The sequence below is a fragment of the Microbacterium sp. SMR1 genome (assembly GCF_003289625.1).
Classification (GTDB): Bacteria; Actinomycetota; Actinomycetes; order Actinomycetales; family Microbacteriaceae; genus Microbacterium; species Microbacterium plantarum.
On the sequence record NZ_QMBN01000001.1, the window covers coordinates 529,432 to 555,767 of the forward strand.

25 protein-coding genes, 1 tRNA gene and 1 other RNA gene are annotated in these 26,336 nt (G+C 68.9%); 14 read left to right on the forward strand and 13 right to left on the reverse strand.

The window, feature by feature from the left end:
- Nucleotides 1–4 precede the first annotated feature (4 nt).
- The 6 genes from opgC to DO944_RS02585 form a co-directional block, all read right to left on the reverse strand.
- Nucleotides 5–2,506 (reverse strand): OpgC domain-containing protein, encoded by a 2,502-nt coding sequence (gene opgC / locus DO944_RS02560; RefSeq protein ID WP_112614364.1) that lies wholly within the window; start codon nt 2,504–2,506, stop codon nt 5–7.
- Complete coding sequence (locus DO944_RS02565) at nt 2,491–2,910, reverse strand: ATP-binding protein (protein ID WP_112614366.1); 420 nt, start codon at nt 2,908–2,910, stop codon at nt 2,491–2,493. The genes opgC and DO944_RS02565 overlap by 16 nt, the downstream gene beginning before the upstream one ends.
- The gene (locus tag DO944_RS02570) at nt 2,903–3,238 is read right to left on the reverse strand and encodes an STAS domain-containing protein (RefSeq protein ID WP_064956687.1); all 336 of its coding nucleotides are present in this window, start codon (nt 3,236–3,238) and stop codon (nt 2,903–2,905) included. Before DO944_RS02570 ends, DO944_RS02565 begins: the two co-directional genes overlap by 8 nt.
- A 3-nt stretch (nt 3,239–3,241) precedes the next feature.
- Complete coding sequence (locus tag DO944_RS02575; protein ID WP_112614368.1) at nt 3,242–5,248, reverse strand: glycosyltransferase family 2 protein; 2,007 nt, start codon at nt 5,246–5,248, stop codon at nt 3,242–3,244.
- A 91-nt stretch (nt 5,249–5,339) separates the two neighbouring features.
- Nucleotides 5,340–6,194: an endo alpha-1,4 polygalactosaminidase gene (locus DO944_RS02580; RefSeq protein WP_112615107.1), complete on the reverse strand. Its 855-nt coding sequence runs from the start codon at nt 6,192–6,194 to the stop codon at nt 5,340–5,342.
- A gap of 1 nt (nt 6,195) precedes the next feature.
- Nucleotides 6,196–7,527 (reverse strand): MFS transporter, encoded by a 1,332-nt coding sequence (locus tag DO944_RS02585; protein WP_258524566.1) that lies wholly within the window; start codon nt 7,525–7,527, stop codon nt 6,196–6,198.
- Between the two features lie 25 nt (nt 7,528–7,552).
- Here DO944_RS02585 and prfB point away from each other — a divergent pair, with 25 nt between their 5' ends.
- The 4 genes from prfB to smpB all read left to right on the forward strand — a co-directional run bounded on the left by prfB (nt 7,553) and on the right by smpB (nt 11,198).
- Nucleotides 7,553–8,665 (forward strand): peptide chain release factor 2, encoded by a 1,113-nt coding sequence (prfB, locus tag DO944_RS02590; protein ID WP_023951108.1) that lies wholly within the window; start codon nt 7,553–7,555, stop codon nt 8,663–8,665.
- An 81-nt stretch (nt 8,666–8,746) separates the two neighbouring features.
- Nucleotides 8,747–9,727 carry a cell division ATP-binding protein FtsE gene (gene ftsE, locus DO944_RS02595; protein WP_112614370.1) on the forward strand — a complete coding sequence of 327 codons (981 nt, stop codon included), beginning with the start codon at nt 8,747–8,749 and terminating at the stop codon, nt 9,725–9,727.
- Entirely contained in the window at nt 9,724–10,638 is a 915-nt protein-coding gene (gene ftsX / locus DO944_RS02600; protein ID WP_112614372.1) for a permease-like cell division protein FtsX, read from the forward strand. The genes ftsE and ftsX overlap by 4 nt, the downstream gene beginning before the upstream one ends.
- 83 nt (nt 10,639–10,721) lie before the next feature.
- The gene (smpB, locus tag DO944_RS02605) at nt 10,722–11,198 is read left to right on the forward strand and encodes an SsrA-binding protein SmpB (protein WP_112614374.1); all 477 of its coding nucleotides are present in this window, start codon (nt 10,722–10,724) and stop codon (nt 11,196–11,198) included.
- Nucleotides 11,199–11,224: 26 nt separating this feature from the next.
- Here smpB and DO944_RS02610 read toward each other — a convergent pair whose 3' ends face one another.
- Complete coding sequence (locus DO944_RS02610; RefSeq protein ID WP_112614376.1) at nt 11,225–11,887, reverse strand: SIMPL domain-containing protein; 663 nt, start codon at nt 11,885–11,887, stop codon at nt 11,225–11,227.
- A gap of 132 nt (nt 11,888–12,019) precedes the next feature.
- Between DO944_RS02610 and ssrA the strand changes: the two genes are divergently transcribed.
- Nucleotides 12,020–12,389, forward strand: a transfer-messenger RNA (tmRNA) gene (ssrA, locus tag DO944_RS02615).
- Nucleotides 12,390–12,560: 171 nt separating this feature from the next.
- Here ssrA and DO944_RS15615 read toward each other — a convergent pair.
- From DO944_RS15615 to DO944_RS02630, 4 genes are all read right to left on the reverse strand, one after another.
- Nucleotides 12,561–12,719 carry a hypothetical protein gene (locus DO944_RS15615; protein WP_181574123.1) on the reverse strand — a complete coding sequence of 53 codons (159 nt, stop codon included), beginning with the start codon at nt 12,717–12,719 and terminating at the stop codon, nt 12,561–12,563.
- A 74-nt stretch (nt 12,720–12,793) separates the two neighbouring features.
- The gene (locus tag DO944_RS02620) at nt 12,794–13,186 is read right to left on the reverse strand and encodes a DUF4440 domain-containing protein (protein ID WP_112614378.1); all 393 of its coding nucleotides are present in this window, start codon (nt 13,184–13,186) and stop codon (nt 12,794–12,796) included.
- The gene (locus DO944_RS02625) at nt 13,186–13,746 is read right to left on the reverse strand and encodes a hypothetical protein (protein ID WP_112614380.1); all 561 of its coding nucleotides are present in this window, start codon (nt 13,744–13,746) and stop codon (nt 13,186–13,188) included. Before DO944_RS02625 ends, DO944_RS02620 begins: the two co-directional genes overlap by 1 nt.
- A complete protein-coding gene (locus DO944_RS02630) occupies nt 13,743–14,579 on the reverse strand; it encodes an inositol monophosphatase family protein (protein ID WP_112614382.1) in 837 nt (278 codons plus the stop codon). The genes DO944_RS02625 and DO944_RS02630 overlap by 4 nt, the downstream gene beginning before the upstream one ends.
- A 94-nt stretch (nt 14,580–14,673) precedes the next feature.
- Here DO944_RS02630 and DO944_RS02635 point away from each other — a divergent pair.
- Nucleotides 14,674–14,749, forward strand: a tRNA-Lys gene (locus tag DO944_RS02635).
- Between the two features lie 71 nt (nt 14,750–14,820).
- On the opposite strand, the gene DO944_RS02640 is transcribed toward DO944_RS02635, so the two are convergent.
- Nucleotides 14,821–16,332 (reverse strand): HNH endonuclease signature motif containing protein, encoded by a 1,512-nt coding sequence (locus tag DO944_RS02640; protein ID WP_258524538.1) that lies wholly within the window; start codon nt 16,330–16,332, stop codon nt 14,821–14,823.
- A gap of 123 nt (nt 16,333–16,455) precedes the next feature.
- Between DO944_RS02640 and DO944_RS02645 the strand changes: the two genes are divergently transcribed.
- Nucleotides 16,456–17,640, forward strand: a complete 1,185-nt coding sequence (locus DO944_RS02645; RefSeq protein ID WP_112614386.1) for an acetyl-CoA C-acyltransferase — start codon at nt 16,456–16,458, stop codon at nt 17,638–17,640.
- Between the two features lie 18 nt (nt 17,641–17,658).
- Here DO944_RS02645 and DO944_RS02650 read toward each other — a convergent pair whose 3' ends face one another.
- Nucleotides 17,659–17,916, reverse strand: coding sequence for a hypothetical protein (locus tag DO944_RS02650; RefSeq protein ID WP_112614388.1), 258 nt, complete (start codon nt 17,914–17,916; stop codon nt 17,659–17,661).
- An 81-nt stretch (nt 17,917–17,997) separates the two neighbouring features.
- Here DO944_RS02650 and DO944_RS02655 point away from each other — a divergent pair, with 81 nt between their 5' ends.
- The 7 genes from DO944_RS02655 to DO944_RS02685 all read left to right on the forward strand — a co-directional run bounded on the left by DO944_RS02655 (nt 17,998) and on the right by DO944_RS02685 (nt 26,288).
- Nucleotides 17,998–19,479 carry a trehalose-6-phosphate synthase gene (locus DO944_RS02655; RefSeq protein WP_112614390.1) on the forward strand — a complete coding sequence of 494 codons (1,482 nt, stop codon included), beginning with the start codon at nt 17,998–18,000 and terminating at the stop codon, nt 19,477–19,479.
- Nucleotides 19,476–20,267, forward strand: coding sequence for a trehalose-phosphatase (gene otsB / locus DO944_RS02660; RefSeq protein WP_112614392.1), 792 nt, complete (start codon nt 19,476–19,478; stop codon nt 20,265–20,267). Before DO944_RS02655 ends, otsB begins: the two co-directional genes overlap by 4 nt.
- A 29-nt stretch (nt 20,268–20,296) precedes the next feature.
- Nucleotides 20,297–22,003, forward strand: a complete 1,707-nt coding sequence (gene ilvD, locus DO944_RS02665; RefSeq protein WP_112614394.1) for a dihydroxy-acid dehydratase — start codon at nt 20,297–20,299, stop codon at nt 22,001–22,003.
- Nucleotides 22,004–22,049: 46 nt separating this feature from the next.
- Complete coding sequence (locus DO944_RS02670) at nt 22,050–23,852, forward strand: acetolactate synthase large subunit (RefSeq protein ID WP_112614396.1); 1,803 nt, start codon at nt 22,050–22,052, stop codon at nt 23,850–23,852.
- 1 nt (nt 23,853) lies between these two features.
- Entirely contained in the window at nt 23,854–24,363 is a 510-nt protein-coding gene (gene ilvN, locus DO944_RS02675) for an acetolactate synthase small subunit (RefSeq protein ID WP_071918201.1), read from the forward strand.
- Between the two features lie 36 nt (nt 24,364–24,399).
- Nucleotides 24,400–25,425, forward strand: coding sequence for a ketol-acid reductoisomerase (gene ilvC / locus DO944_RS02680; RefSeq protein ID WP_023951072.1), 1,026 nt, complete (start codon nt 24,400–24,402; stop codon nt 25,423–25,425).
- 140 nt (nt 25,426–25,565) lie between these two features.
- Entirely contained in the window at nt 25,566–26,288 is a 723-nt protein-coding gene (locus DO944_RS02685; RefSeq protein ID WP_112614398.1) for a hypothetical protein, read from the forward strand.
- Nucleotides 26,289–26,336: the final 48 nt, after the last annotated feature.

Below are 26,336 nucleotides of genomic sequence, written 5' to 3' on the forward strand. Positions count from 1 at the left end.
CGCGTCAGCGGGGGATCACCGAGAACAGGAACCGCCGCCGCACCATCAGGTAGATGAGCGCGATGACCGCGGTATGGATCAGCGTGCCCTGCCAGAAGCTCTGCCGGTCGAGGCCGGGGATGTTCGCAACGGCGAGCACGAAGAACACGTGCACGATGAACACGTAGAGGCTCGCCTGCCCGAGCGGGATCCAGAGCCATCCCATGACCGCGTTGATCGGCTTCCAGGCCACCGTGAGCACGGCGTAGCTGCAGGTGATCACGAGAACGAGGTCGAGCAGGCGTCCCCAGTGCAGATCGATCCGCGGGTAGCCCGAGTCGTACAGCATCCCGTAGAGGCCGGCAGGGAATGGGGCCGGCTCGAACCCGAAGCTGTCGCCCGCCCAGAGATAGACGAGGAACCCGGCGTAGCCGACGACGAAGAGCCCGACGAGGATCTTCCCCGGTGTCGAGGTGAGCGCCCGGATGATCTGGCGCCGGTAGTACCCGATGACGAGTCCGTGTGTGAAGAGCACCTGCCAGGCCAGCAGCGGGAAGACCGCATTGAACTGCGACGGCAGCGGCGACAGCTCCGGCATCGTGATGTGAAGGGCGTACAGGCCCCAGCTGCCCGCCAGCACGAGCCACCACAGGCGCCGACGGATGAGCCACATGAGTGCGGGGTAGGCCAGGCTCAGCACGACGAACAGCCCCATGATGTTGAAGGGCCACGGCCCCATCTCGAGCAGGAGGAACTGTCTCACCGCGTACCAGGGCGGCGGGTAGTCGAGCAGGCGGTCGGCGTTCGGATAGAGGTCGTACACGCGGCCGGTCGTCGCTTGTCCGTCCTCGCCGGTGCCGCGGTCGGTGAACGTCATGATCGCCGATGCGTCGATGAACGGCACGAAGCTGACGATGAAGATCAGCAGGATGACGGCGAGGGCGACCAGGTACTGCTTTCGCGCGCGTGCCCAGGCCGCGAGCGCAGCAGCCCATTCCCCGCCGCGTGTGACGGCCGCCGGGAAGACCATGCCCAGCACGATCCCGCTGAGGAGGACGAAGAGCTCGGCGCCCGTGATGGCGCCGACGATGTTCAGCGACGCGAACGAGTAGGGGCTCAGGACCTCGATGTGCGTCACGACGACCACGATGATGACGAAGCCCCGCATCATGTCGATGCGCAGGTCGCGAGTCGCGGAATCGTCGGGGTAGCGCCACGACGGCAGCATCCGTCCCACGATCCCCGAGACGAGGAACGCGATGGCGAGCACGGCGGCGGCGCCGGTGATCCAGTTCATCTCGTCGTTGCCCTGGCGCACCTGCACGGTGCTGGCCGAGGCCTGCTCGGGGGTGATCACCTCGGTGATCGGACTCCACTGCACCTGCCCGGATGCCGCGAGGTCGGCGCGGAACGCGCTCGCCAGCTCCCCCGAGGCGGTCAGACGCCAGTCGACCTCCTGAGCGCCGGCCTCGGCTTCCTCGCGCACGGCCTCGAGCCAGGTGACCGCGGTGATCCGCGGGTGGTCGGGCAGCTCGGCGAGCACCTGGCGCCACCAGCCCTGCTTGACGGCGAGCTCGGTGTCTCCATCGAGTGAGAAGTCGTAGAGCGCGCCGGTGTCGAGCAGAAGGTCTCGGCTCTCGCCCGCTGCGAACCTGTCGTAGAAGGTCTCCGGCTGCGGCACGGTGTAGCCCCACTGCTCGTCCAGGCGCGCGGCCACCTCACCCCCGTCAGGAGCGCTGTTCGACACGAGCGGCACGTCGCGACCCGCGGCAGCACCCGACTCGCCCTTGCCGAAGTAGAACATCGTCAGGCCTACCCGGTCGACGGCATCCGCGTCGGGAAAATAGGGGCCGTACGGGTCGTCGGCCTCGGTCAGCAGTCCGTCCGCGTCGGTGTCGAGCGCACGAAGGTCCGCGGGGGAGAGGTCGTCGAGGCGCCCGTCGGCGCGCTCGAAGGGGTACCCCGCGCCGTATGACGGTGCCCAGACCATCTCGGCTCCCGATACCCCGTCGTGGACGACGTCGGCCACGGCCTCGAACGCGCGCACGAACTCGCGCGGCTGCTGTCCCCACGAGGTCCACGAACCGTTCATCTCGGGGGCGAAACGCACGAGATGGTGCGTGTCGTAGTCGCCCTGCATCTTCTCGAGCATCGCGTTGAACGCCGCGGCATCGTCGCGCGTCAGGTCCGCGAGAGGAACCCGCGGTTCCATGCTCAGGACGAGGACGGCGCCCTGGGCGGAGGCCGCCGTGGCTGCGCGAGACCAGTCCTGGCGGGCTTTGTCGTCGAGCGGGTACGACAAGCGGATGGCGTAGGTCGCGGGCGTCTCGCCGAGCCGGTCGGCGTATCCGTCGGGGCCGTCCGAGCCCCAGTCGAGCTCCGGCCCGAACCAGAGTCCGTCCTGCGCGACGGGGGCAGGCTCGCCGGTGTCGGCGATGGCCGCGGGCGCCGTCAGGAGAGCGGCGGCCGTCGCTAGAGCGAGGGCCGCCAGCGCGCGCCGCAGGTACCGCGTCACTCGCGGCGGCACTCGAGAGTCCAGACGTTGCGCCCGTTCTCGTAGCGGTGCTCGACGGAGTCGACGCTCGCGAGGGCGAGGGCGAGGCCGCGGCCGTCCTCGGAGTCGGCGTCGGCCATGGTCACAGCACTGAGGTCGAGTTCGGCGGGCTGAGCGTCGTCCTCGAAGGTCGCTGTCAATGCCTCGGGTGTGGCCCGCAGATCGAGGGTGAAGTGCCGTCCTTCGGCGCCGTGCGCGGCTACGGAGTGCTCGACGATGTTGCCCGCGATCTCGACGACGGCGATCTCGAATGCGAAGCGCGTACGGGGCTCGACGTCGCCGGCTTCCTCCCACCACGATGCGAGCAGATCATGGACGGCCTCGACGCTCTCGAGCGAGACATCGGCGACGAGCGACCGGTGGACGACCTCAGCCATCGAGGGCGTCCTGCACGGTGGCGCGCGGCCGGAGCACGCGGTCGAGGTTCGTCAGGCCGAGCACCATCGTCACCTGTTCGCTCGGCGCGGCGAGCCGCAGGTCGCCGCCGCCTTGACGTGCGGTCTTGAGGCACGCGACGAGGGCGCCGAGGCCTGACGAGTCGATGAAGGCGACATCCGACAGATCCACGATCACGGGCGATTCGCCCGCTGCGGCGATCTCCTCGGTCACCCGCTCGCGGAAAGGACGGGCCGAGACCATGGTGAGCCGCCCGTGGGGGCGGACGACCCGACCGTTCTCGCGTACGTCGATATCGAGGTCCAGCATGGGTCAGGTCTCCTTCAGTTCCAGGTGTGCCGGTGGCCGGTACAGCACGGCGCGGATGATGATGCTGAAGACCATGAGGTCGTACAGCACCCAGACGATGTTGATGAGGGGCGCGATGCCCTGGGCCTGCCCGACGGCGTACCGGATGGCGACGGCGACGAGCGACAGGACGAGCGCAGCCATCGCGATCAGTTGCGGTTTCACGAGGTCCCACCGCGGGCTGTCCTCGGCGGCGCGCGTCTTCGGGGTGACGGCGAACCCCAAGGCTCGACCGCGGTAGACGTTGGCGAACGCTGTCGTCACGGAGCGGATCCAGACGGGGAAGAGCGCGAGCGAGTACTGCGCGCCGCGCCAGGTCGGGCGTCCGTTGGCGACGACGAGGAAGAGCAGCTGGTTCAGGAGGAAGAAGGGGATGAAGCGCGCGAAGAAGTCGACGCTCCACGCCTGCACGGGCATGACGCCGAACGTCAGGTAGAGCACGGGCGCGGCGATGTAGACGATGCCGGCGAAGCCGGCCAGGTAGCTCCACATCGTGCCGAAGTACATGATCCGCTGGCCCCAGCTGAGGCTGCGCTGCACGAGGGGGTTCTCGCGGAACATCACCTGCATGGTGCCCTGAGCCCATCGCAGCCGCTGCGTCAGCATCGTCGGCAGATCCTCGGGGGCGAGCCCCTCGGCGAGCACCTCGTCGTGGTACACCGACTTCCACCCCAGGCCGTGCAGCCGCATCGAGGTCGCCATGTCCTCCGTGACCGAGATGGTCGCGAGGGGCATGATCGCCTGAGCCTCTTCATCGCGCCCGACGTCGAACGCCGAGACGAGCATGCTGATCGACTCGAGCGCAGCCAACGGAGAGAGGCTCCGATCGCCCAGAGCGTCGAGGGTGACCTCATCGATGACGGCGAGGGCCTCGGTGTCGGCGGTCAGCTCGGCGAGAGCGCGCAACTCCTCGCGGACGTCGGAGACGTCCTGATCGCTCAGCTCGCGCCGCACCCGATCGATGCGGCTCTGGAAGGCATAGGTCACATCCGCGAGGGCATCGCCGCGCGCGATCTCGACCTTCACCTGATCGAGGGCGTCCGCGACGGTGTCGAGGGCGGCCGCGATGCGCGGGTCCGACCCGTGATCCCGGCGGGCGCGTGCGAGAACGCGACGGGAGGATCGCACGCCGCGGTTGACGGCGAGCGTGACCTCGTCGACGTAGCGTGAGACCCCGAGCTGCATCAGTGCCTCGCGGCGAAGGATCGCGTTCGATCCGCAGAAGAACGCCGCGTTCCACCCGTCCTTCGACTGCTGGATCGGGCCGTAGAACAACGGCGCCTGGCTGCCGAGCGGGTCACTGGGTGGAACGTTGACGAACCACTGCGGCGTCTGGACCAGGGCGACCTTGTCGTCCATGAACCAGCCGAGCGTGCGATCGAGGATCTTCGGCGAGGGCACCTGGTCGGCGTCGAGGATGAGCAGGAACTCGCCCTCCGTGACCATGAGGGCGTTGTTGATGTTCCCGGCCTTCGCGTGGCGCGGCCGGTCACGCCAGGCCTGCGACCGGGTGACGACGCCGATGCCCTCCGCCTCGGCGAGACGGCGAAGCTCGGGCCGGTCGCCGTCGTCGAGGATCCAGGTCTCGTGCGGGTAGCTGATCGCCTGCGCGGCGCGCGCCGTGCGCATGACGAGGTCGAGCGGTTCGTTGTACGTGGTGACGAGGACGTCGACCGTGACGTCGCGCGTCAGCGGTGGCGCATCGTGGCGTTCCCGCAGCCGCCAGGCGCCGACGGCGAAGATGAGCGAGTCGATCAGGCTGTACGTCTCGGCGAGCACGAGGGGCACGGCGATCCACCACGCCTCCCAGTTCACCGAGGCGAGCCAGCGCCAGACGATGTAGTTCACACCGGAGATCGCTGCGAGCAGAACCACCAGGCGGATCAGTGCGAGACGTCTCGACGACTTCTTCGACTGGCGCGCCGCATCCCGCCGCGTCCCCTCGCGGCCCAACGTCGTCTCGAAGACCATCGATCTCCCTCGGTCGAGAGCAACGCTGTCAGCCCCCGGTCGCAACTTGAAACGGGTTGCGCCAGGAACGACGTTCAGACCAAGATTCGCCTCAGCAATGCGTCGCTACATGCTCAGGGTAGCCTTCCACCGTCAGGCCCCGATCGCGCAGCACGACGGACGCCGGGGTCTCCGGATCGGCGCACATCTCGTCCCAGGTGCGCGGAAGATTGTCGGTGTACTCGATGTCCACGACCGCCTCGCCATAGACCTCGGTGTAGCGGGAGCACTCGAGATACGCGGCGCATTCCTCGACGACGGCGAAGTCGAAGCCTGCCTCGTCGCGGAGCTGGTGAGCGAAGTCCGCCGCGTTCTTCTGACCCGCGGCGAGACCCGCATCGTGGGCGACGTCGACGTAGGCGGCGGCGAGAGCGAGATTGCCGTCGATGTCGAGCATGCCCTCGGAGCGTGTGAACGAATCGAGGTTGTCGAACTCGATCGCGTCGAACCCGGATTCGGCGCAGCCGCGGATCCAGGGGGCGACCAGGGCGAGGATGCGTTCGCGTTTGTCGGCCGTCGATGAATCGATCAGCACCTCGTCGGGCCAGTCCGGATCGATGAGGGGCTCGCCGTCGACCGTCACGAGCAGATCGTCATCCCACAGGTCGCGTTCTGCCGGCTGCGTCTGGAACCCGTTCACGTAGCAGATCGAGTAACGGTCCGGCGCAGGCTCGGCTGTGCGGTCGCGGCCGACGATCTCCACGGCCTCGCTGGGCGGGTACGCTCCGCCCAGCTGGTAGTCCGGCTTTCCGCCGACCGGCGGCAGTATGACGTCGACGGCATGCGCGGACTCGGCGACATCCCCCTTCGCATCCCCGTGCCCGGGGCTGCCGACGGCGCAGCCGGAGAGAAGGGCGGCGATCAGGACGGCCGAGCCGGCGGCCGCGAATCTGTGCACGACGAGCATGCTACGCGGGGTCGTCACGGTCGTCGGGGCCGCCGTCCGGGCCGTCGGGATCACGGCTGATCCGGGTGCGCGGGACGAAACGGGGAACCCACCGGATGAACCCCAACGCGCCGACGAGACCGAATACGCCCATGACACCGGCTGCCACCGGCAGCGAGGCGACAGCAGTGATCCCGGAGACCAGCAGCGGGGCGGCGGCACCGCCCGCGTCGGTGAGCGTGCGCCAGGAACCGAGGAACGGGGCCGGGTTCGCCGTCGGCGCGACATCCGCTCCGAGCGTGAGGAGGATGCCGCTCGAAAGTCCGTTGCCGACACCGAGCACGGCGGCGAAGAGCGCGAACCAGAGCTCGGGCTGCGCGCTGGCCGACGTGAGTGCCAGCGCGATGAGGCCCGCGCTCATGAGCAGCATGGCGGGGAGGGCCGCCCACAGGCGGCCGAAGCGGTCCATGACCTGACCGCTGGCGTAGAAGAGCGCGAAGTCGATGGCTCCCGAGACGCCCACGACGAGTGCGATCGTCGAGCCGTCCAATCCGATCGCGACGCCCCACAGGGGGAGCAGCACCTGGCGCGTGGATCGCAGCGCCGACAGCGACGCGGCGGCGACGCCGAGCCGAGCGAGCACGTCGCGATTGCGCCAGGCGGTGCGGACGACGCCGGTGCCGGGGACGCGGCGCGTCCGGACAGGCGCCGTCGTGATCGCTTCGCCCTCGACGGTCCGTGCGATGGCGGGCGGCGGTCCCAGCCGCTTCTCGGGTTCGGGCCCGAAGGCGACCAGTGCGATCATCGCGACGAGGCAGACGCCGAAGAACCAGATCGTGGCGTGCTCGTCGCCGAACGCCCACAGCAGCGCAGCGGCGATGAAGGGTCCGACGAACATGCCGAGGCGGAAGCTGCCGCCGAGCAGCGACAGGGCCCGAGCGCGGAATGTGAGCGGCACGCGGGTGGTCATGAACGCGTGACGGGCGACTCCGAAGGCGGCCGCGCAGATGCCGATGAGGAAGACGGATGCCGCGAACACCCCCAGCACCGGGGCGAAGGCCATAGCCCCGACACCGACGAGGGCGAGCAGCCCGGCGATGATCATGGTGGCCCGCTCGCCGATGCGGGCGACGGCCCACCCAGCGGGCAGATTGCCGCACAGCTGTCCCACCACGAGTGCGGCGGCGACGAGCGCCGAGGTGGCGACGTCGGCGCCCAGCTCGGCGGCGATGACCGGGATGAGGGGTATGACGGCGCCCTCGCCGAGACCGAACAGGGTCGTCGGGCCGTAGATCATCGGGGCGAGGCGCCAGAGAACGCGGCGGATCGGTTCGTTCTCGTCGCTGGCTCCCATTGCTTCCACGATACTCTGGAGTGCCATGCTCGAATTCGATATCTCCGCCGACATCCAGGCCCTGCGCTCCACGTTCGCCGACATCCAGGCGGTGGTCGACGTCGAGGCTCTCCGGGCCGAGATCGCCCGCCTCTCCGAGGAGGCCGGCGCGCCCGATCTCTGGGACGACGTCGAGAAGGCTCAGAAGGTCACCAGCGCCCTCAGCCACCGCCAGGCCGAGCTCAAGCGCGTCACCGAGGTCGAGCGCCGACTCGACGACCTCGATGTCCTCGTCGAGCTCGCGATCGAGATGGACGATGAGGAATCGGCTGAGGAGGCGCGCAAGGAGCTCAAGCAGCTCGAAGAGGTCATCGGCCAGCTCGAGGTGCAGACCCTGCTTGACGGCGAGTACGACGACCGTGCGGCGGTTGTGACGATCCGTTCGGGCGCGGGAGGTGACGACGCCACTGATTTCGCCGACATGCTGCTGCGCATGTACCTGCGCTGGGCCGAGCGCCACAAGTACCCCGTGAAGGTCATGGACACCTCGTACGCCGAGGGTGCGGGGATCAAGTCGGCCACGTTCGAGGTCGACGCGCCCTACGCGTACGGCACGCTGTCGGTCGAAGCCGGTACGCACCGTCTCGCGCGCATCAGCCCATTCGGGTCGGCGGACAAGCGCCAGACGAGCTTCGCCGCCGTCGAGGTCATCCCGGTGATGGAGGAGGCCGTCGAGGTCGACGTCCCCGAGAACGACATCCGCGTCGACGTCTTCCGCTCGTCCGGCCCCGGTGGGCAGTCGGTCAACACCACCGACTCGGCCGTGCGCATCACCCACATCCCCACCGGCATCGTCGTGTCGATGCAGAACGAGAAGTCGCAGATCCAGAACCGCGCAGCGGCCATGCGTGTTCTGCAGACCCGACTCATGCTGCTGCAGCGCGAAGAAGAGGCGGCGAAGAAGAAGGAGCTCGCGGGCACCATCACCGCGAGCTGGGGCGACCAGATGCGCTCCTACTTCCTCTACGGCCAGCAGCTCGTGAAGGACCTGCGCACCGGCCACGAGGTCGGCAACCCGTCGACCGTCTTCGATGGCGACCTCGACGGGTTCATCGCCGCGGGCATCCGGTGGCGCAAGCGCAAGGATGACGACGCCTGATCGAGTGCTGAGGCGCGGATGCCGCGGCGCGCGGGTGTCGCGGCGTGGTTGTACGGGGGAGCCGCTTAGGCTCATCGAGTCATGATCCGGTTCGAACACGTCAGCAAGCGGTATCGCGGCACCTCGAAGCCCGCGCTCAGCGACGTCGACTTCGAGATCCAGCGCGGCGAGTTCGTCTTCCTCGTCGGCGCTTCCGGATCCGGCAAGTCGTCGTGCCTGCGGATGATCCTGCGCGAGGATGTCGCCTCCGAGGGGCGCGTGGTCGTGCTCGGCCGCGACCTGCGCGGTCTGTCGACGCGCAAGGTGCCCTACTTCCGTCGCCACATCGGCGCGGTCTTCCAAGACTTCCGGCTGCTGCCCAACAAGACCGTCTTCCAGAACGTGGCCTTCACCCTCCAGGTGATCGGCTCGTCTCGCGCTTTCATCTCGCAGGCCGTTCCGGAGGCGCTCGCGCTCGTCGGCCTCGCGGGCAAGGAGAAGCGGCTGCCGCACGAGCTCTCGGGCGGTGAGCAGCAGCGCGTCGCCATCGCGCGCGCGATCGTCAACCGGCCGCAGGTGCTCCTGGCCGACGAGCCCACCGGAAACCTCGACCCCGCGACATCCGTCGACATCATGCAGCTGCTCGCCCGGATCAACGCCAACGGCACGACGGTCGTGATGGCCACGCACGAGGCCGGCTTCGTCGACCAGATGCAGCGCCGCGTGATCGAGCTGAGCGGTGGCGTCATGGTCCGCGACGAGGTCGGCGGCGGGTACGGCGACACCTCGGCACTCCCGAGCCTGGCCCCCGAGCCGGTGCGCGGCGCTGCCGCGGTCGCTGCTCTCACGGCGGTTCTGGAGCTGCAGCGTGAGATCGCCGAGACCCCGTCCACCGCGCACGTCCCGGTGCCCGACGAGCCCGAGGCGCCGGCGGAGCCGCCGCCGCCGGTCGGGGAGACGCGGGCCATCCCGATCGTCGCCCCCGACATCGATCTTGCCGGCCTCGGACTGCCCGACGTCGCGAAGAAGCTCGGACTCGGCGATCGCGACGATCGCAGCGACGAAGTGGGGCCCACGTCATGAGAGTCGGTCTGATCCTCGGTGAGGCTCTGACGGGTCTGCGCCGCAACGCGTCGATGGTGATCTCCGTCGTCCTCGTGACCTTCGTCTCGCTCACCTTCGTGGGTGCGGCGATGCTCATGCAGATGCAGATCAGCAAGACGAAGGACTACTGGTCCGAGCGTGCGCAGGTCGCCGTCTACATGTGCCGTGAGGAAGCGACGGTGCAGAACTGCGCCGACGGTCCCGCGACCGACGAGCAGATCGCGGCGGTAGCCGAGAGGCTGGCCTCGCCCGCGTTGCAGAGCGTCGTGCGCGATGTGCGGTTCGAGACGAGTCAGGAGGCGTACGACAACGTCCTCTCGCTCATGGGGGAGGACTACGCCGAGTTCGTCAGCCCCGAGCAGCTGAACAACACCTACTGGGTCAACCTCGCCGACCCGTCGCAGAGCGACGTCATCAGCGAGGCGTTCAAAGACTTCGACGGAGTCGAGGAGGTCGCGAACCAGCTGCAGTATCTCGACCCCTTGTTCTCGGCGCTCACCGTCGCCACATACATCGCGGTCGGCATCGCCGGTCTGATGCTGATCGCTGCGGTGCTCCTCATCGCGACGACCATCCGGCTGTCGGCTTACGCGCGGCGGCGGGAGCTCGGCATCATGCGGCTCGTGGGAGCCTCCAACCGGTTCATCCAGACGCCCTTCATCCTCGAGGGGGTGTTCGCGGCGCTGATCGGATCGGCTCTCGCGAGCGTCGCGATCATCGCGATGGTGCAGGTCGGAGTCGGCGACTACCTGTCGTCGCAGATCGACTTCGTCACGACCTGGGTGAACCTGGGCGACGTCGCGCTGGTGGTTCCGGCTGTCATCGTGATCGGCGTCGTGCTGGCCGCCGTCTCGGCCGGGTTCGCGATCAGACGGTGGCTGCGCGCCTGAGGTCGAACCCCGCCGCGTCGCCCGCGCGTCGCCGTACCCCTAGACTGTAGGGCTGCGCCAGTGCACCAGGAAGGAGGCGCGTCATGCCGAAGGAACAGGGCGAGAAGCTCGTGGCGAGCAATAAGCGCGCCCGACACGACTACGCGATCGAGAAGACGTACGAGGCGGGTCTCGTGCTCACCGGCACCGAGGTGAAGTCGCTGCGGCAGGGCCGCGCGAACCTCACCGACGGCTACGCCTACATCGACAACGGTCAGGCCTACCTCGATGCCGTGCACATTCCGGAGTACTCGCAGGGTCACTGGACGAATCACGCGACCAAGCGCACGCGAAAGCTGCTGCTCCACAAAGAGGAGATCATCAAGCTCTCGCACGCGGTCAGCGCCGGGGGGTACACCCTCGTACCGCTACGGCTGTACTTCTCGGACGGCCGGGCGAAGGTCGAGATCGCGGTCGCGAAGGGTAAGCGCGAATTCGAGAAGCGACAGACCATCCGCGAGCGCGAGGACAAGCGCGAGGCGGAGCGGGCGATGCGCACCCGCAACCGACTCGGCGAATAGCGGTATCCCGCTTCGCCGTCCGGTCGTCAACGGGCGCGGAAGCGCGCCTCGACCGCGGCGGTCACGACGATCTCAGCGGGCCGGAGCTCGATGCCCCCGGACGGCGCGTCGGCTGACATCGTCGCCGCTCGCGCGAACATCGGCGCGGCAGGCGGAGCATCGGCGCCGCTGAGGAGCCCGACATCGGCGATCTCGACAGGCTCGACTGTGCCGTGACCGAGCGCGGTCGCGTACGCCGAGGCGCGTGCCACAGCGACGCCGACGGCGGAGGTCGCGACCTCGCGTTCGATCGTCGCCCGTGTCGCGGGGGAGAGCTGCCACTCGACGTTCGAGACGCGCATCCCTTCGTCGTCGGAGAGCAGAGACACCCATTCCGCGAGCGCGACGAAGTCGTCGAATGTGGCCACGAGGTCGATCGTCGCGTGGTGCACGGGCGCGAGCTGGTTCCCCTCGGGGTTCCACGGCCGGTCGGACCAGGTCGAGACGGACCCGCTCGACCAGCTCGAGACGACGCCCGCTCGTGTGAGCTCCTCGAGGCGCGTGCGCAGGGGTGCGACCGTCGCGGTCGCCCGGGAGACGACGGCGGTCCGTTCACGACCGTCGGCGGAGGCGGCGGCGGAGACGATCGCGACCTCGGGCGAGACGCGTCGCTCGGCCTCGCCGCGGACGGAGATGAGGATGTCTGCCATGCTCCGACTCTAGGCGCGAAGGGTGGGAATGGCGTGGGGCGCCGATCGGTTGTAGTCTGTAGTGCTCGGGTGCTGCGGCATCCGGTTTGGTAAATCCACAGTGTGACAGCGGCCCTTCGACCGAAGGCTCATGGGGATGATCGGTTTCGACATCGCCTGTGTGTCGGCGAGAAGCGGGCCGAGGATGCAGGGTTATCTCGTTAACGATCTCTGCAAAACTATAAGTGCCGAATCCAAGCGCACTGACTTCGCCCTCGCTGCGTAAGCGAGCCCGATAGTCCGTCAGACCGTGTGTGATCCCGCCACGGACCCTGGCGTCATCTAGGGATCTTGCTGCGTGACGGCGTCCGGACGTCACGCGGGACTCTTCCCGGACTGGGCCCGTCGACTTATGTGTCTGTACTGAAAGTCGGGGCCGAGCAGAACGCCTCTACAGACTGCGCCCGGAGAAGACGCCGTATCTCAGCGATGGACGGGGGTTCGATTCCCCCCATCTCCACCAATGCCGCTGTCACACTGTGAAGCCCCCGATCCCCTGGAAACAGGGGGATCGGGGGCTTCCGCTATGTCGAGCCGACACCGTCGTGCGCTACATACGCGAGGTGTCTGTCGGCGCAAGCGAAAGCCCCCGACCTCGGTTGAGGCGCAGGGGCTTTCGCTGATACGTGCGGTCTCAGGTCTTGTTGCGAATCGAACGCATGAGCCAGGCGATGATCGCGATGATGATCAGCGCGATGCCGATGAAGAGCAGGAACTTCACCGCTTCGACGAAGATTCCCGTGAACAGCAACGCGATGCCGATGATGATGAGGATGATCGCAAGTGCAGGCATGCCTCGATTGTGCACGTGGGTGCCCCCTCAACGCAGGTGCTTGACCTCGCGGGCCGCAGACTCTATGCGCGAGGCTACGGACGTGCGTCGGCAGCCGACTGTTCGGTGCCCTGGTGGAAGCGCAGCGCGAGGGCGTCACCCGAGGTGGCCCAGACCGACGAATGCCGGCTGATCCGGGTACCGGCGATGAGCCGGTATGTCACGAGCACCGTGTCCACGTCGAGGCGCTGGATGACCCACTCGTCCGTATGCGGAGTGTCGCGGGTCGCCTCCTCCAGGAGCTCGACGAGAAGGTCGGAGCGCGTCCATAGGCGGCCGGACCGGCCGATCTCGGTGAAGTCCGGGTGGATGAGCTCGCGGAGGCGGCGCGCGTCCTGCCGGACGGCACTGGTGAGCAGGTCGCGTTCGGCATCGCGGATACGGCCCGCCAGATCGTCGGCGACACCGACGGCGTGAAGCTCTCCCATCAACGTCGCTCGATGACGACGAGGCCCTGCTTCACATCGGCGACCTGGGCATAGCCTTCGCCGAAGAAGTATGTGACGCCGTATCCGTCGCCGTCGATGTTCAGCGCGAACGCCGGATCTTCGGTGATGTAGACCCCGCCGTCGCCCTCTTCGCGGATCCAGCCTTCCGAAACGAGGGCGCGCTCGGCGTCTGAGGTCTCGGCGGCTGTCAGCGGTGCCCAGCCGAACTGGAGGATGTTCCCGCCGGGTTCGGCCGCGTTCGTCCAGGTGCAGGAGACGCCCGCGTCGATCTGCATCTCGCCGATCATGAACGGGCCCTGCTGGTACTCCCAGCCCTGCGACTGCAGCTCCTCGAGGCTGGCCTCTCGGATGATGTTCTCGCAGGTCGGGTCCGGGAGCGCCGGCTCCGAGGCGGTGGCCTCTGGCGTCGCGACGGGAGAGGAGGGGACGGCTTCCGGCGGCGCGGTCTCCGTCGGTTCGGGTGCGGAGCAGCCGGTCAGGAACGTCAGAGCCAGGGCCGAGCCGGTCGCCAGGACGAGGGATGCGTGCCGCCGGGTCATGCGCGACCGCCCTCGTGAGCGAGCATCTCGAGGAAGGTGTCGTGCAGGATGCCGTTGGTGGCGAGGGATGAGCGCGTCGACAGGGTCTCAGCGCCGTCGATGTCGGTGAAGCGTCCCCCTGCCTCGGTGACGATGGGCACGTGGGCGGCCAGGTCGTACTCCTTGACACCGAACTCGGCGACGAACTCGAGCCGTCCTTCGGCGAGGAGCATGTAGGGCCACGCGTCGCCGTAGCCACGATCGCGCCAGACTCGGCGCGAGAGTGCGAGGAGCTGTTCGCCCCGGCCGACTTCATCCCACTGGTGGATGCTCTGGAAGCTGATGCTCGCCTGCGCGAGGTCGTCGATCGACGAGACCGAGAGTGACCGCGGCGTCGTCTCGCCCGGGACGTTCGTCCACGCCCCGTGCCCTGTCGCGGCCCACCAGCGACGACCGATGGCCGGCTGACTGACGACGCCGACGCGAGGCGTCCCGTCGACGGACAGCGCGATCAGGGTCGCCCACATCGGGATGCCCTTGAGGTAGTTCGCGGTGCCGTCGATCGGGTCGATGATCCACTGGCGTCGTGCGTCGCCGGTGGCGCCGTACTCCTCGCCGAGCACGCCGTCGTCCGGGCGCTCGGCGGCCAGCATGTCGCGGATGGCGCGTTCTGTGGCGAGATCTGCCTCGGTGACGTGCGACGCGTCCGCTTTCAGGCGCACGTCGAGGTCGGCCGCGTCGAAGCGGGCCATGCTCACCGCGTCGGCGGCGTCTGCCAACCGGAGTGCGAATGCCAGGTCGTCGGCCAGGGCGTCTGCAGAAGGCGCTGTCAGATCCGGTGTGGTTGGGGTCACGGCTCCAGGATACGACGCGCCGGGGGCGTCGATTGGCGCGATGACGCGAAGTGGGGTAACGTTTCTCCTCGGTTCGCTTCACTGCGAACAGCCTGCACCTCTAGCTCAATCGGCAGAGCAACTGACTCTTAATCAGTGGGTTCTGGGTTCGAGTCCCAGGGGGTGCACCAGCACGAAGGCCCCGCAACTCTCGCCAGTTGCGGGGCCTTCGTGTGTTGCCGTCCGGGCGCGGTTGAGCGCTTCAGAACGGCGGAGCGCTGTGAGCGGGCCGCGCGACAGCGACCGACCCGGTCAGCGATGCGTTCAGGGCGGAGTGCCGCCTGTTGCCTCCGGGCGGTTCGGTGACGGTGAAGGCGACGAGGGGTGGTGGTGCGTCTTCGCGGTAGATCCGTCCGGTGGGTGATGTCCAGATCAGCCTTCCGCCCGGGAGTTGTCGGACATGCCATCGGGTGTGGTGTTTGACGTCGTGGTGTCTCTTGCAGAGGTTCGCGAGGTTGCACACGTGCGTCGCCCCGCCGTCGGATGCGGCGATGGTGTGGTCGAGTTCGCAGCGGATGGCGGGTTGTCGGCATCCGGGGAACCGGCAGTGCCGGTCTCGGGCTCGGAGCAGCCTGACCATGGCGGCGGTGGGCCGGTAGCTGTCGCATTCGAGGACGGTTCCGGTGACCGGGTGGGTGAGCAGCCGGTCCCAGGAGGGGGTGTTGCCGGCGAGTTCGCGTGCGGCGGCGGCGTCGATGGGGGAGCGCCCCGCGAGGTCGGCCGGCCCGTCGTCCTGACCCATCAATGTCAGTGCCGACACCGCGACCTGCACGTGCGCGCGAATCGCTCCGAGGGTTCCGTTGCCGTCACCGGCTGCGGTGGGGTCGAGCGCGGGTGTCCCCGCGAGGAGGAGGTCACTGAACACGTCGGCGCGGACCTGGTCGATGGTGCGGGCATCGTCGACGAACGACGACCCGTCGCAGATCGTCGTGTCGGCATGGGGCGCGCCACCGTTCGCGTCGGTTCGCGCGTCAGGGGCGTCGGCTCGTGCTTCGGGGGCGCCCGCGGCATCCGCGGCACCCGCGACGTCCGCCTGGGCTCGCGCGGTGATGATCTCGCGCGCCTGCCGCGTGAGCCGGTCCACGATCCCGTCCGCGATCACGGTCGGCAGGGTCGCGATCAGGTCCGACATCCCGTCGGCCCCGGCCTGCACCCGCACACACCGCCCCGCCGCGGCCTCCTCGTGCCGCTCGGTGAACGGCCGCGGGTGCATCCGCTCCGCCAGCATCCGCAGCGCGTCCCGCACCCGATTCGGCGTCTCACCCTCGCACCGCTCGACCGCGACGCGTTCGAACTCGGCGCGATCCTCCGCGGGCACGAGGCATCCGACCTCCTGGATCACCCGCACATGCCCACGGACGATGCGTCCGGCTTCCCAGGCCGCCATCGTCACCGGGTAGTTCTCGACCAGGTCCCGGGCTTCGTCGATGCGGCGTTGCAGTGTCCGGTCGGTCGCGACGAACACCCCGGCGAGTTCGGCGGCGATGCCCCGCAGCGCCATCTCGCGCGCCTTGACCTTCTCCGACGCGCCTACGGCCTGCTTCTCGGCCAGCACCCCCGCCGCGGCGAGCACCCGAACCTCACGGATCTGCGCCGCCCGCGCAGCATCCGCCGCGCCCTCGGCATCCGCGACCAGCACCGCCAGGGCATCGACGTCACCGTCGCTGCCCATCCCGCTGCCAGGCCGGCCGCCGAGTTCGTCATTCGAATGCATGTTCGAATACTGTCACGAACCCCCGACATCGGCCCACCACTCTCCACAGGGGCCGGAATCTCGTCCCCGCGGCGGTGACCTGCACGGGCCATCGACGTCGGGGACGCTCGTAGGCTTGAGAACATGACCACGCCCGAGATTGTCATCGTCGCCGCCGCCCGCACGCCGCAGGGGCGCTTGCAGGGGAGTCTGTCGTCCGTTCCGGCCCCCGAGCTCGGTGGCGCCGCTATCGCCGGTGCTCTCGCGGCATCAGGCGTCGCCGCCACTGCGGTCGACGCCGTCATCATGGGGCAGGTCCTCCCCGCGGGCAATGGACAGAATCCGGCTCGGCAGGCCGCGCTCGCGGGCGGCATCGGCTGGGACGTCCCGGCCTCGAGCGTCAACAAGGTCTGCCTCTCCGGCCTCACGGCGATCATCGACGCCGCGCGCATGATCGCGCTCGGCGACGCCGAGGTCGTGGTAGCCGGCGGCATGGAATCGATGAGCCGGGCGCCCCACCTCCTCCCGGGCTCGCGTTCGGGCTGGTCCTATGGATCGATCGAGGTGCTCGACCACACCGCCTTCGACGGGCTCACCGATGCGTACGACCGCGAGAGCATGGGCGCGTCGACCGAGCGCCTCAACCCTCGGTTCGCTGTGTCCAGGCAGGACCAGGATGCCGCTGCCGCGCGCTCTCATCAGCGTGCTGCGGCAGCCCGCGACGCAGGCCGCTTCGCGGCTGAGATCGCCCCGGTGGCGGTGCCGCAGCGCCGGGGCGAGCCTCTCATCGTCGATACCGACGAGGGCATCCGTGCCGATACGACCGTCGACACCCTCGGTGGGCTGCGTCCCGCCTTCGCGAAGGACGGCTCGATCACCGCCGGCAATGCCTCTCAGATCTCAGATGGCGCAGCGGCGGTCGTGTTGACGACGCGCGAGCGCGCCGAGCGGGAGGGATGGTCGGTGATGGCCGTCGTCGGCGCCAACAGCCAGGTCGCCGGTCCCGACAACTCGCTCCACGAGCAGCCGGCCGCCGCGATCGAGCGGGCGCTGGCCAAGCAGGGTATGACGGTCTCCGAGCTCGATCTCGTCGAGATCAACGAGGCGTTCGGCGCCGTCGTGGCAGCCTCGGTGCGCCGGCTCGGTGTCTCTGCTGACATCGTCAACATCGACGGCGGCGGCATCGCGCTCGGGCACCCCATCGGCGCTTCCGGAGCACGGCTCGTCGTCCATCTCGCCCATGAGCTCGCGCGCCGCGGAGCCGGCGCAGCGGCCGCGGGTCTGTGCGGCGGCGGCGGTCAGGGCGAAGCGCTCATCCTGACGCGCTGAGCCCGCCTCGACCCGGGGTCAGCGCCGGCCGCGCTTGACCCGCTCCGCGAAGAGCTTGTCGCGGTCGACGTTCGAGTCGTCCGCCACGAGCCGCCCACGAGCACCGCGGTAGCTGTCGACGACAGCGCCGATCGCCAGCGCCATCGTGATGCCCCAGCTGAGCCATGCCAGGGCGGTGCGCCACGTGAACGGCTCGTCGCTGCGGGCCGAGCGGAGGAGCGTCACGCCACCGGTGATCGCGGAGAGGAGGCCGGTGCCGAAAAGGTACTTGCGCATACCACAAACGTAGCCGCCCGCAGGGGGCGCTGGGCGCGCGGGTAGGCTGGGATCACCGCCGATCGCAGCCTGGAGGCATGCATGAGCACCGCTGATTTCGTCGTCGTCGCCAACCGGCTTCCGGTTGACCGGAACACGGACGGTGGTGGGGACGGAGAATGGCGCCGTTCGCCGGGAGGGCTCGTCACCGCCCTCGAGCCCGTCATGCGCCGCACCGAGGGCGCGTGGGTCGGCTGGCCCGGAAAGCCCGACCTCGAGTTCGATCCGTTCGACTTCGACGGCATGCACCTCGTTCCCGTCGCCCTCAGCGCCGCCGACGTCGAGGACTACTACGAGGGCTTCTCCAACGACACGATCTGGCCCCTCTACCACGACGTCATCGCCGCCCCGCGATACCGGCGCAACTGGTGGGAGGCATACCAGCGCGTGAACCGGCGCTTCGCCGAGGCTGCGGCTGCGGTGGCAGCGGGCGGCGGAACCGTGTGGGTGCAGGACTACCAGCTGCAGCTCGTGCCGAAGATGCTGCGCGACATGCGTCCCGACCTCACGATCGGGTACTTCCACCACATCCCGTTCCCCGCTTACGGGCTGTACTCGCAGCTCCCGTGGCGGAAGCAGGTGCTGGAGGGCCTCCTGGGCGCTGACGTGATCGGTTTCCAGCGCGTGGCCGACGCCGGCAATTTCGCGCGCGCTGTGCGGCGTCAACTGCGGTACGAAACCAAGGCCAGCGGCATCCGCGTCCCCGCCCCGGGCGGAGGGCACCGCACGGCACTCGCCAAGGCGTTCCCGATCTCGATCTCGACCGACGACTACATCGAGCTCGCACAGCGTCCTGACATCCAGGCGCGGGCCGCGGAGATCCGCGAGGATCTCGGCAACCCCAAGACGGTCCTGCTCGGCGTCGACCGGCTGGACTACACGAAGGGCATCCGGCACCGCCTCAAGGCCTTCGGCGAGCTCATCGAGGACGGACGGGTCTCCGTCGAGGACGCCACTCTCGTGCAGGTCGCCAGCCCCAGCCGGGAGCGCGTCGAGTCGTACGTGCAGCTGCGCGACGAGATCGAGCTGACCGTCGCGCGCATCAACGGCGACCACGACACCTGGGGTCACAGCGCGATCCGCTACATGCACCAGGCGTTCCCGCGCGAAGAGATGGTGGCCCTCTTCCTCGCCGCCGACATCATGCTCGTCACCGCGCTCCGTGACGGCATGAACCTCGTCGCGAAGGAGTACGTCGCCAGTCGCATCGACAACCGCGGGGTACTCGTCCTGAGCGAGTTCGCCGGTGCTGCCGACGAACTCGCGAGCGCAGTGCGCATCAACCCGCACGACATCGACGGAATGAAGGATGCCATCGTGCGGGCGATCGAGATGCCTGCAGCCGAGCAGGGGAGGCGCATGCGGGCTCTCCGCAAGCGCGTCCGCGAACACGACGTCGACGACTGGTCGCGATCGTTCCTGGACGCGCTCGCGACCGCCGCTCAGTCCAATAGCCCGGCGGAGTCGGCTGCCACCGCGCGCGCCGTCTCGACCGCCGCCACCGAAGCGGAGCACAGCGCATGAGCGCCGTCGCGTACACATCGCCCGAGGGTCTCGCAGAAGCCGTCGCGCGCGCAGCGAGCGCACGGCACCTCCTCATCGCGCTCGACTTCGACGGCACGCTCGCCCCGCTCGTCGATGAGCCGATGTCGGCCAGAATGCTGCCCGCCGCGCGCGACGCGCTCGAGCGGCTCGCTCACGCATCCGCGACGACGGTCGCGCTCGTGTCGGGTCGTACGCTCGAACACCTGGCCGAGATCTCCGAGCGCGAGCCGGATTCGCGGATACATCTCGCCGGCTCGCACGGCGCCGAGTTCTGGCATCCGGGCGCGGAATCCACCCAGGACAGCGACAGCGACGTCTCACTCCGCGACGAGCTCACGGCGCGCGCGGAGCAGATCATCGGAGGCCTCGACGGCGCATGGATCGAGCACAAGCGGTTCGGGTTCGCCCTCCACACGCGGTTGGCCGATCGGGAGCAGGCCGCCGAGGCAGCCACCCGGATCGATGATCTCGTCCGGACCGAGGCGCCCGCGTGGCGCCGCCGCACCGGCCAGGACATCCTCGAGTTCGCCTCGCGGCACGAGGGCAAGGACTCGGCCGTCCGCAGCCTCCGTGATCGGGTCGGGGCCGACGTCGTCCTCTTCGCCGGCGACGACGTGACCGACGAGGACGCGCTCGCCTCGCTCGAGCCGGGCGACGTGGGGATCCGCGTGGGTGGGGGAAAGACGGTCGCTCAATACCGGGTGGCGGATGCCGCCGCCCTCGCGGTCCTGCTGGGACGGCTCGCCGAGGCCCGGGCGGGAGAATGAGCCCCGCCGCACGGGCATAGAATTCGAGAATGTCCGACAGCTCCGAGACCATCGACATCAAGCCCCGCAGTCGTGCCGTCACCGACGGCATCGAAGCCACGACCTCCCGAGGCATGCTCCGTGCCGTCGGAATGGGCGACGAGGACTGGGACAAGCCCCAGATCGGCATCGCCTCGAGCTGGAACGAGATCACCCCCTGCAACCTGAGCCTCGACCGGCTCGCGCAGGGTGCCAAGGAAGGCGTCCACTCGGGCGGCGGCTACCCGCTGCAGTTCGGCACCATCTCGGTCTCGGACGGCATCTCGATGGGCCACGAGGGCATGCACTTCTCCCTCGTGTCGCGCGAGGTCATCGCCGACTCGGTCGAGGCCGTCATCATGGCCGAACGCCTCGACGGCACGGTCCTGCTCGCCGGCTGCGACAAGTCGATCCCCGGCATGATGATGGCGAGCGCGCGCCTCGGCCTGTCGAGCGTCTTCCTGTACGCCGGCTCGACGATGCCGGGCTGGGTCAAGCTGAGCGACGGCACCGAGAAGGACGTGACGATCATCGACTCGTTCGAGGGTGTCGGCGCGTGCCGTGCCGGAAAGATGAGCGAGGCGGACCTCAAGCGCATCGAGTGCGCGATCGTCCCGGGGGAGGGTGCCTGCGGCGGGATGTACACCGCCAACACGATGGCCTCCGTCGGCGAGGCCCTCGGCCTCAGCCTGCCGGGCTCCGCCGCGCCGCCGTCGGCCGACCGCCGTCGCGACTACTACGCCCACCGCTCGGGCGAGGCCGTCGTCAACCTCCTGCGTCAGGGCATCACGACGAAGGACATCCTGACGAAGGAGGCGTTCGAGAACGCGATCGCCCTCGTCATGGCCCTCGGCGGCTCGACCAACGCCGTCCTCCACCTCCTCGCGATCGCCCGCGAGGCGGAGGTCGACCTGAGCCTGCACGACTTCAACCGCATCGGCGACAAGACGCCGCACGTCGCGGACATGAAGCCCTTCGGCCAGTACGTCATGAACGACGTCGACCGGCACGGCGGCATCCCCGTCGTCATGAAGGCCATGCTCGACGAGGGGCTGCTGCACGGCGACGCTCTGACCGTGACCGGAAAGACTCTCGCCGAGAACCTCCGCGACCTCGACCCGGAGCCGATCGACGGCAAGGTCATCCACACGTTCGACAACCCGATCCACGCCAGCGGCGGCATCACGATCCTGCACGGGTCGCTCGCCCCCGAGGGCGCCGTCGTCAAGACCGCAGGCTTCGACGCCGCGGTGTTCGAGGGGCCCGCGCGTGTGTTCGAGCGCGAGCGCGCGGCGATGGATGCCGTGGCGAACGGTGAGATCGAGCCGGGCTCGGTCATCGTCATCCGCTACGAAGGCCCGAAGGGTGGACCGGGCATGCGCGAGATGCTCGCCATCACCGCCGCCATCAAGGGCGCCGGGCTCGGAAAAGATGTACTACTCTTGACGGACGGACGATTCTCAGGCGGCACAACCGGCCTGTGCATCGGCCACATAGCACCCGAAGCGGTGGACGCAGGTCCCATCGCATTCGTGCGCGATGGTGATCTGATACGGGTCGATATCGCGGCTCGCTCCCTCGACCTACTCGTCGACGAGGCTGAGCTGAACGCCCGCCGTGACGGCTGGGCCCCTCTTCCCCCGCGCTATACCCGTGGCGTTCTGGCCAAGTACTCCAAGCTCGTGCGCTCCGCCGCGGAGGGCGCGACCACCGGCTGACTTCGGCTCCGACATCGTCTCCTCTTCTCCAGCGAGGTTCATCACCATGTCCACCGACATCTCCGCGGCCATTCCCCGGCCGCCGTCCCGCACACCCTCGGCACCCGTGATCACGGGAGCAGAGGCCGTTGTCCGATCGCTCGACAATCTCGGCGTCACCGAGGTTTTCGGGCTCCCGGGCGGCGCGATCATGCCCGTCTACGACCCGCTCATGGACGACGAGGCGGTGCGCCACATCCTCGTCCGTCACGAGCAGGGTGCAGGGCACGCGGCCGAGGGCTACGCCGCGGCATCCGGCCGGGTCGGCGTCGCGATCGCCACCTCGGGCCCGGGCGCGACCAACCTCGTGACGGCGATCGCCGACGCCTACATGGACTCCGTCCCGCTCGTCTGCATCACCGGGCAGGTGTTCTCGACCCTCATGGGCACGGATGCCTTCCAGGAAGCCGACATCGTCGGCATCACGATGCCGATCACGAAGCACTCGTTCCTCGTGAAGACCGCCGAGGAGATCCCCGGCGCGATCGCCGCGGCGTTCGAGATCGCCGGCACCGGCCGCCCCGGCCCGGTTCTCGTGGACATCACGAAGGACGCTCAGCAGAACAGCGCGCCGTTCGTCTGGCCGCCGAAGATCGACCTTCCGGGATATCGTCCGGTGACCAAGGCGCACGGCAAGCAGATCCAGGCGGCTGCGCAGCTTCTCGCCGAGTCGCACAAGCCCGTGCTGTACGTGGGGGGCGGTGTCATCCGCGGCGGCGCATCCGACGAGCTGCTGACGCTCGCGGAGGCGACCGGCGCACCCGTGGTCACGACGCTCATGGCACGCGGCGCCTTTCCCGACTCGCACCCGCAGCACCTCGGCATGCCGGGCATGCACGGCACGGTGCCCGCGGTGCTCGCGCTGCAGGAGTCCGATCTGATCGTCGCCCTCGGTGCGCGCTTCGACGACCGTGTGACCGGCAAGGCGTCGTTGTTCGCGCCGCACGCCAAGGTCGTGCACGTCGACATCGATCCGGCCGAGATCTCGAAGATCCGCTTTGCCGACGTCCCGATCGTGGGCGATGTGCGCGACGTGCTGGTCGACCTCGAGTCGGCCTTCCGCGGCGTCATCGGCGACGGCAAGCCCGACACGACCGAGTGGTGGGCCTACCTCGACGGGCTGCGCGAGGAGTTCCCGCTCGGTTACGCCCCGACGACCGACGGGCTGCTGTCGCCGCAGCACGTGATCCAGCGGATCGGCGAGCTCACAGGCCCCGAGGGCGTCTACGCCTCGGGCGTCGGCCAGCACCAGATGTGGGCCGCACAGTTCATCAAGTACGAGCGCCCCAACTCATGGCTCAACTCCGGCGGCGCCGGCACGATGGGCTACGCGGTGCCCGCTGCCATGGGTGCGAAGGTCGCTCAGCCGGAGCGCGTCGTCTGGGCGATCGACGGCGACGGCTGCTTCCAGATGACGAACCAGGAACTCGCGACCTGCGTCATCAACCAGATCCCGATCAAGGTCGCGATCATCAACAACTCGTCGCTGGGCATGGTGCGGCAGTGGCAGACGCTGTTCTTCGACGGCCGTCACTCGAACACCGACCTGAACACCGGCCACGGAACGGCGCGCGTCCCCGATTTCGTCAAGCTCGGCGAAGCGTACGGCTGCCTCGCCATCCGGGTCGAGACCGAGGACCAGATCGACGATGCCATCAAGCTCGCCCTCGAGACGAACGATCGCCCCGTCGTGATCGACTTCGTCGTGAGCGCAGACGCGATGGTGTGGCCGATGGTCCCGCAGGGTGTGAGCAACAGCTACATCCAGTACGCCCGCGAGCACGCGCCCGCATTCGACGAGGAGGCCTGAGATGTCGCGCCACGTGCTGAGCCTCCTGGTGGAGGACAAGCCGGGTCTGCTGACCCGTGTCGCCGGGCTGTTCGCCCGACGCGGCTTCAACATCGAGTCGCTCGCCGTCGGCGTCACCGAGGTGCCGGGGCTCTCGCGCATCACGGTCGTCGTCGATGTCGAGGAGTTGCCGCTCGAGCAGGTGACCAAGCAGCTGAACAAGCTCGTGAACGTCATCAAGATCGTCGAGCTCGACTTCTCGTCGTCGGTGCAGCGCGAGCACATCCTCATCAAGGTGCGGGCCGACAACCAGACCCGCTCGAACGTGATCGAGGTCGCGAACCTGTTCCGCGCCGCGATCGTCGACTACGCCCCCGACGCGCTGGTGGTCGAGGTGACCGGAGACCGCGGCAAGATCGACGCGATCCTCCGCGCCTTCGAGCCCTTCGGCATCAAGGAGCTGGCCCAGTCCGGCCTGCTCGCCATCGGGCGCGGCGGCAAGAGCATCACCGAGCGCGTTCTGCGCGGCTGACCTTCCGAACCACGAATCAAGGAGAAACACACGAACATGGCCGAGATCTTCTACGACGACCACGCCGACCTGTCCATCATCCAGGGCAAGAAGGTCGCGATCGTCGGCTACGGCTCGCAGGGACACGCCCACGCCCAGAACCTCCGCGACTCCGGTGTCGAGGTCGTCATCGCGCTCAAGGACGGCTCGAAGTCGGCCGCGAAGGCGCAGGACGAGGGCTTCGAGGTCAAGAACGTCGCGGATGCTGCTGAGTGGGCCGACCTCATCATGATCCTGGCTCCCGATCAGCACCAGCGCTCGATCTACGCCGACTCCATCAAGGACAAGCTCACGGCGGGTAAGACCCTCGCGTTCGCGCACGGCTTCAACATCCGCTTCGGCTACATCGACGCTCCCGAGGGCGTCGACGTCATCCTCGTCGCCCCGAAGGCCCCGGGCCACACGGTGCGCCGCGAGTTCGTCGCGGGTCGCGGCATCCCCGACATCATCGCAGTCGAGCGCGACGCGTCCGGCTCGGCCTGGGACACCGCGCTTTCGTACGCGAAGGCCATCGGCGGCACCCGCGCGGGGGTCATCAAGACCACGTTCACCGAAGAGACCGAGACCGATCTCTTCGGCGAGCAGGCCGTGCTCTGCGGTGGCATGAGCCACCTCGTCCAGTACGGCTTCGAGACGCTGATCGAGGCCGGCTACCAGCCCCAGATCGCGTACTTCGAGGTGCTGCACGAGCTCAAGCTGATCGTCGACCTCATGTGGGAGGGCGGCATCGCCAAGCAGCGCTGGTCGATCTCCGACACCGCCGAGTACGGCGACTACGTCTCCGGCCCGCGGGTGATCTCGCCGGAGGTCAAGGAGAACATGAAGGCCGTGCTCGCCGACATCCAGTCGGGCGCGTTCGCGCAGCGCTTCATCGCCGACCAGGACAACGGCGCCACCGAGTTCCTCGGCCTCCGCGAGAAGGAGCAGGGTCACCCCATCGAGGCGACCGGCAAGGAGCTGCGCGGCCTCTTCGCCTGGAAGCAGCAGGACAGCGACTACATCGAGGGCAGCGCCGCGCGCTGACCCGTCACGAGCGGCACCGTCCGCTCCGCGACCCTCGGCGGCACCCCGTCGAGCCCGGCCTCGTGCCACGGAAGCCCGGTCCCCATCAGGGGCCGGGCTTTCGGCGTGCCCCCACAGTCGTGACCTTTTACGATGGATGCATGCCCGTCCGTAAGAAGCAGTTCGCTCGCGCGCGCCTGGGGGCGGTGTGCGTCGCAGCTTCTGTGATCGCGGGGGCGATCACCGCACCGTCCGCCTGGTCGGTCACCGCCGATGAGATCGAGGTCGTCCCGCGATCGGACGCCCCGGTTGCGCCCGTGATCCCGGATGAGGAATCGGACGAGGGCGTCCCGACGCCCGCGCCGGGTGAGACCGAGACGCCGTCGCCGGCGCCGACCAGCGAACCGTCGCCGACGGATGGCGAGCCGACTCCGGCGCCGACCACGAGTCCGGCACCGAGCCCGTCCTCTCCGGTGGACCCCTCGCCGACGGTACCCGTCGAGCAGCCGCCCGCGCCGACGCCGCCGCGCATCGAGACCGACGCCCAGGTCGAGCTGCGCGCTTCTACTGCTATCCGACTCGGCGCCTTGCTGCGGCTCGCGCCGCGTGGCACCGACATGGCAACGCCCACCCCCGAACCGAGCGACGCGGTCCACATCGACGGCGGTCCTGACGTGGGCGGGTCGGCGCAGCTCGGCGCTTCCGTTCCCGCTGAAGACCCGACGGGGCGGACCGACGCGGTCCGAGTCGGATCGTTGCACGACGGGTCGGGCGAGGAACTCACGCGACCCGTCGTCTGGGCGCCGTGGGCCGGAGCGCTCGCTCTGGCCGGCGCCGGTGTCGCGATTCTGGTACTGCGCGGCGGTCGTCAGATCGGTCGCTGATCGGCGCGGCACGGCGCCGCGCCCGTGCCGGCCGTGGTCGCGCGGTAC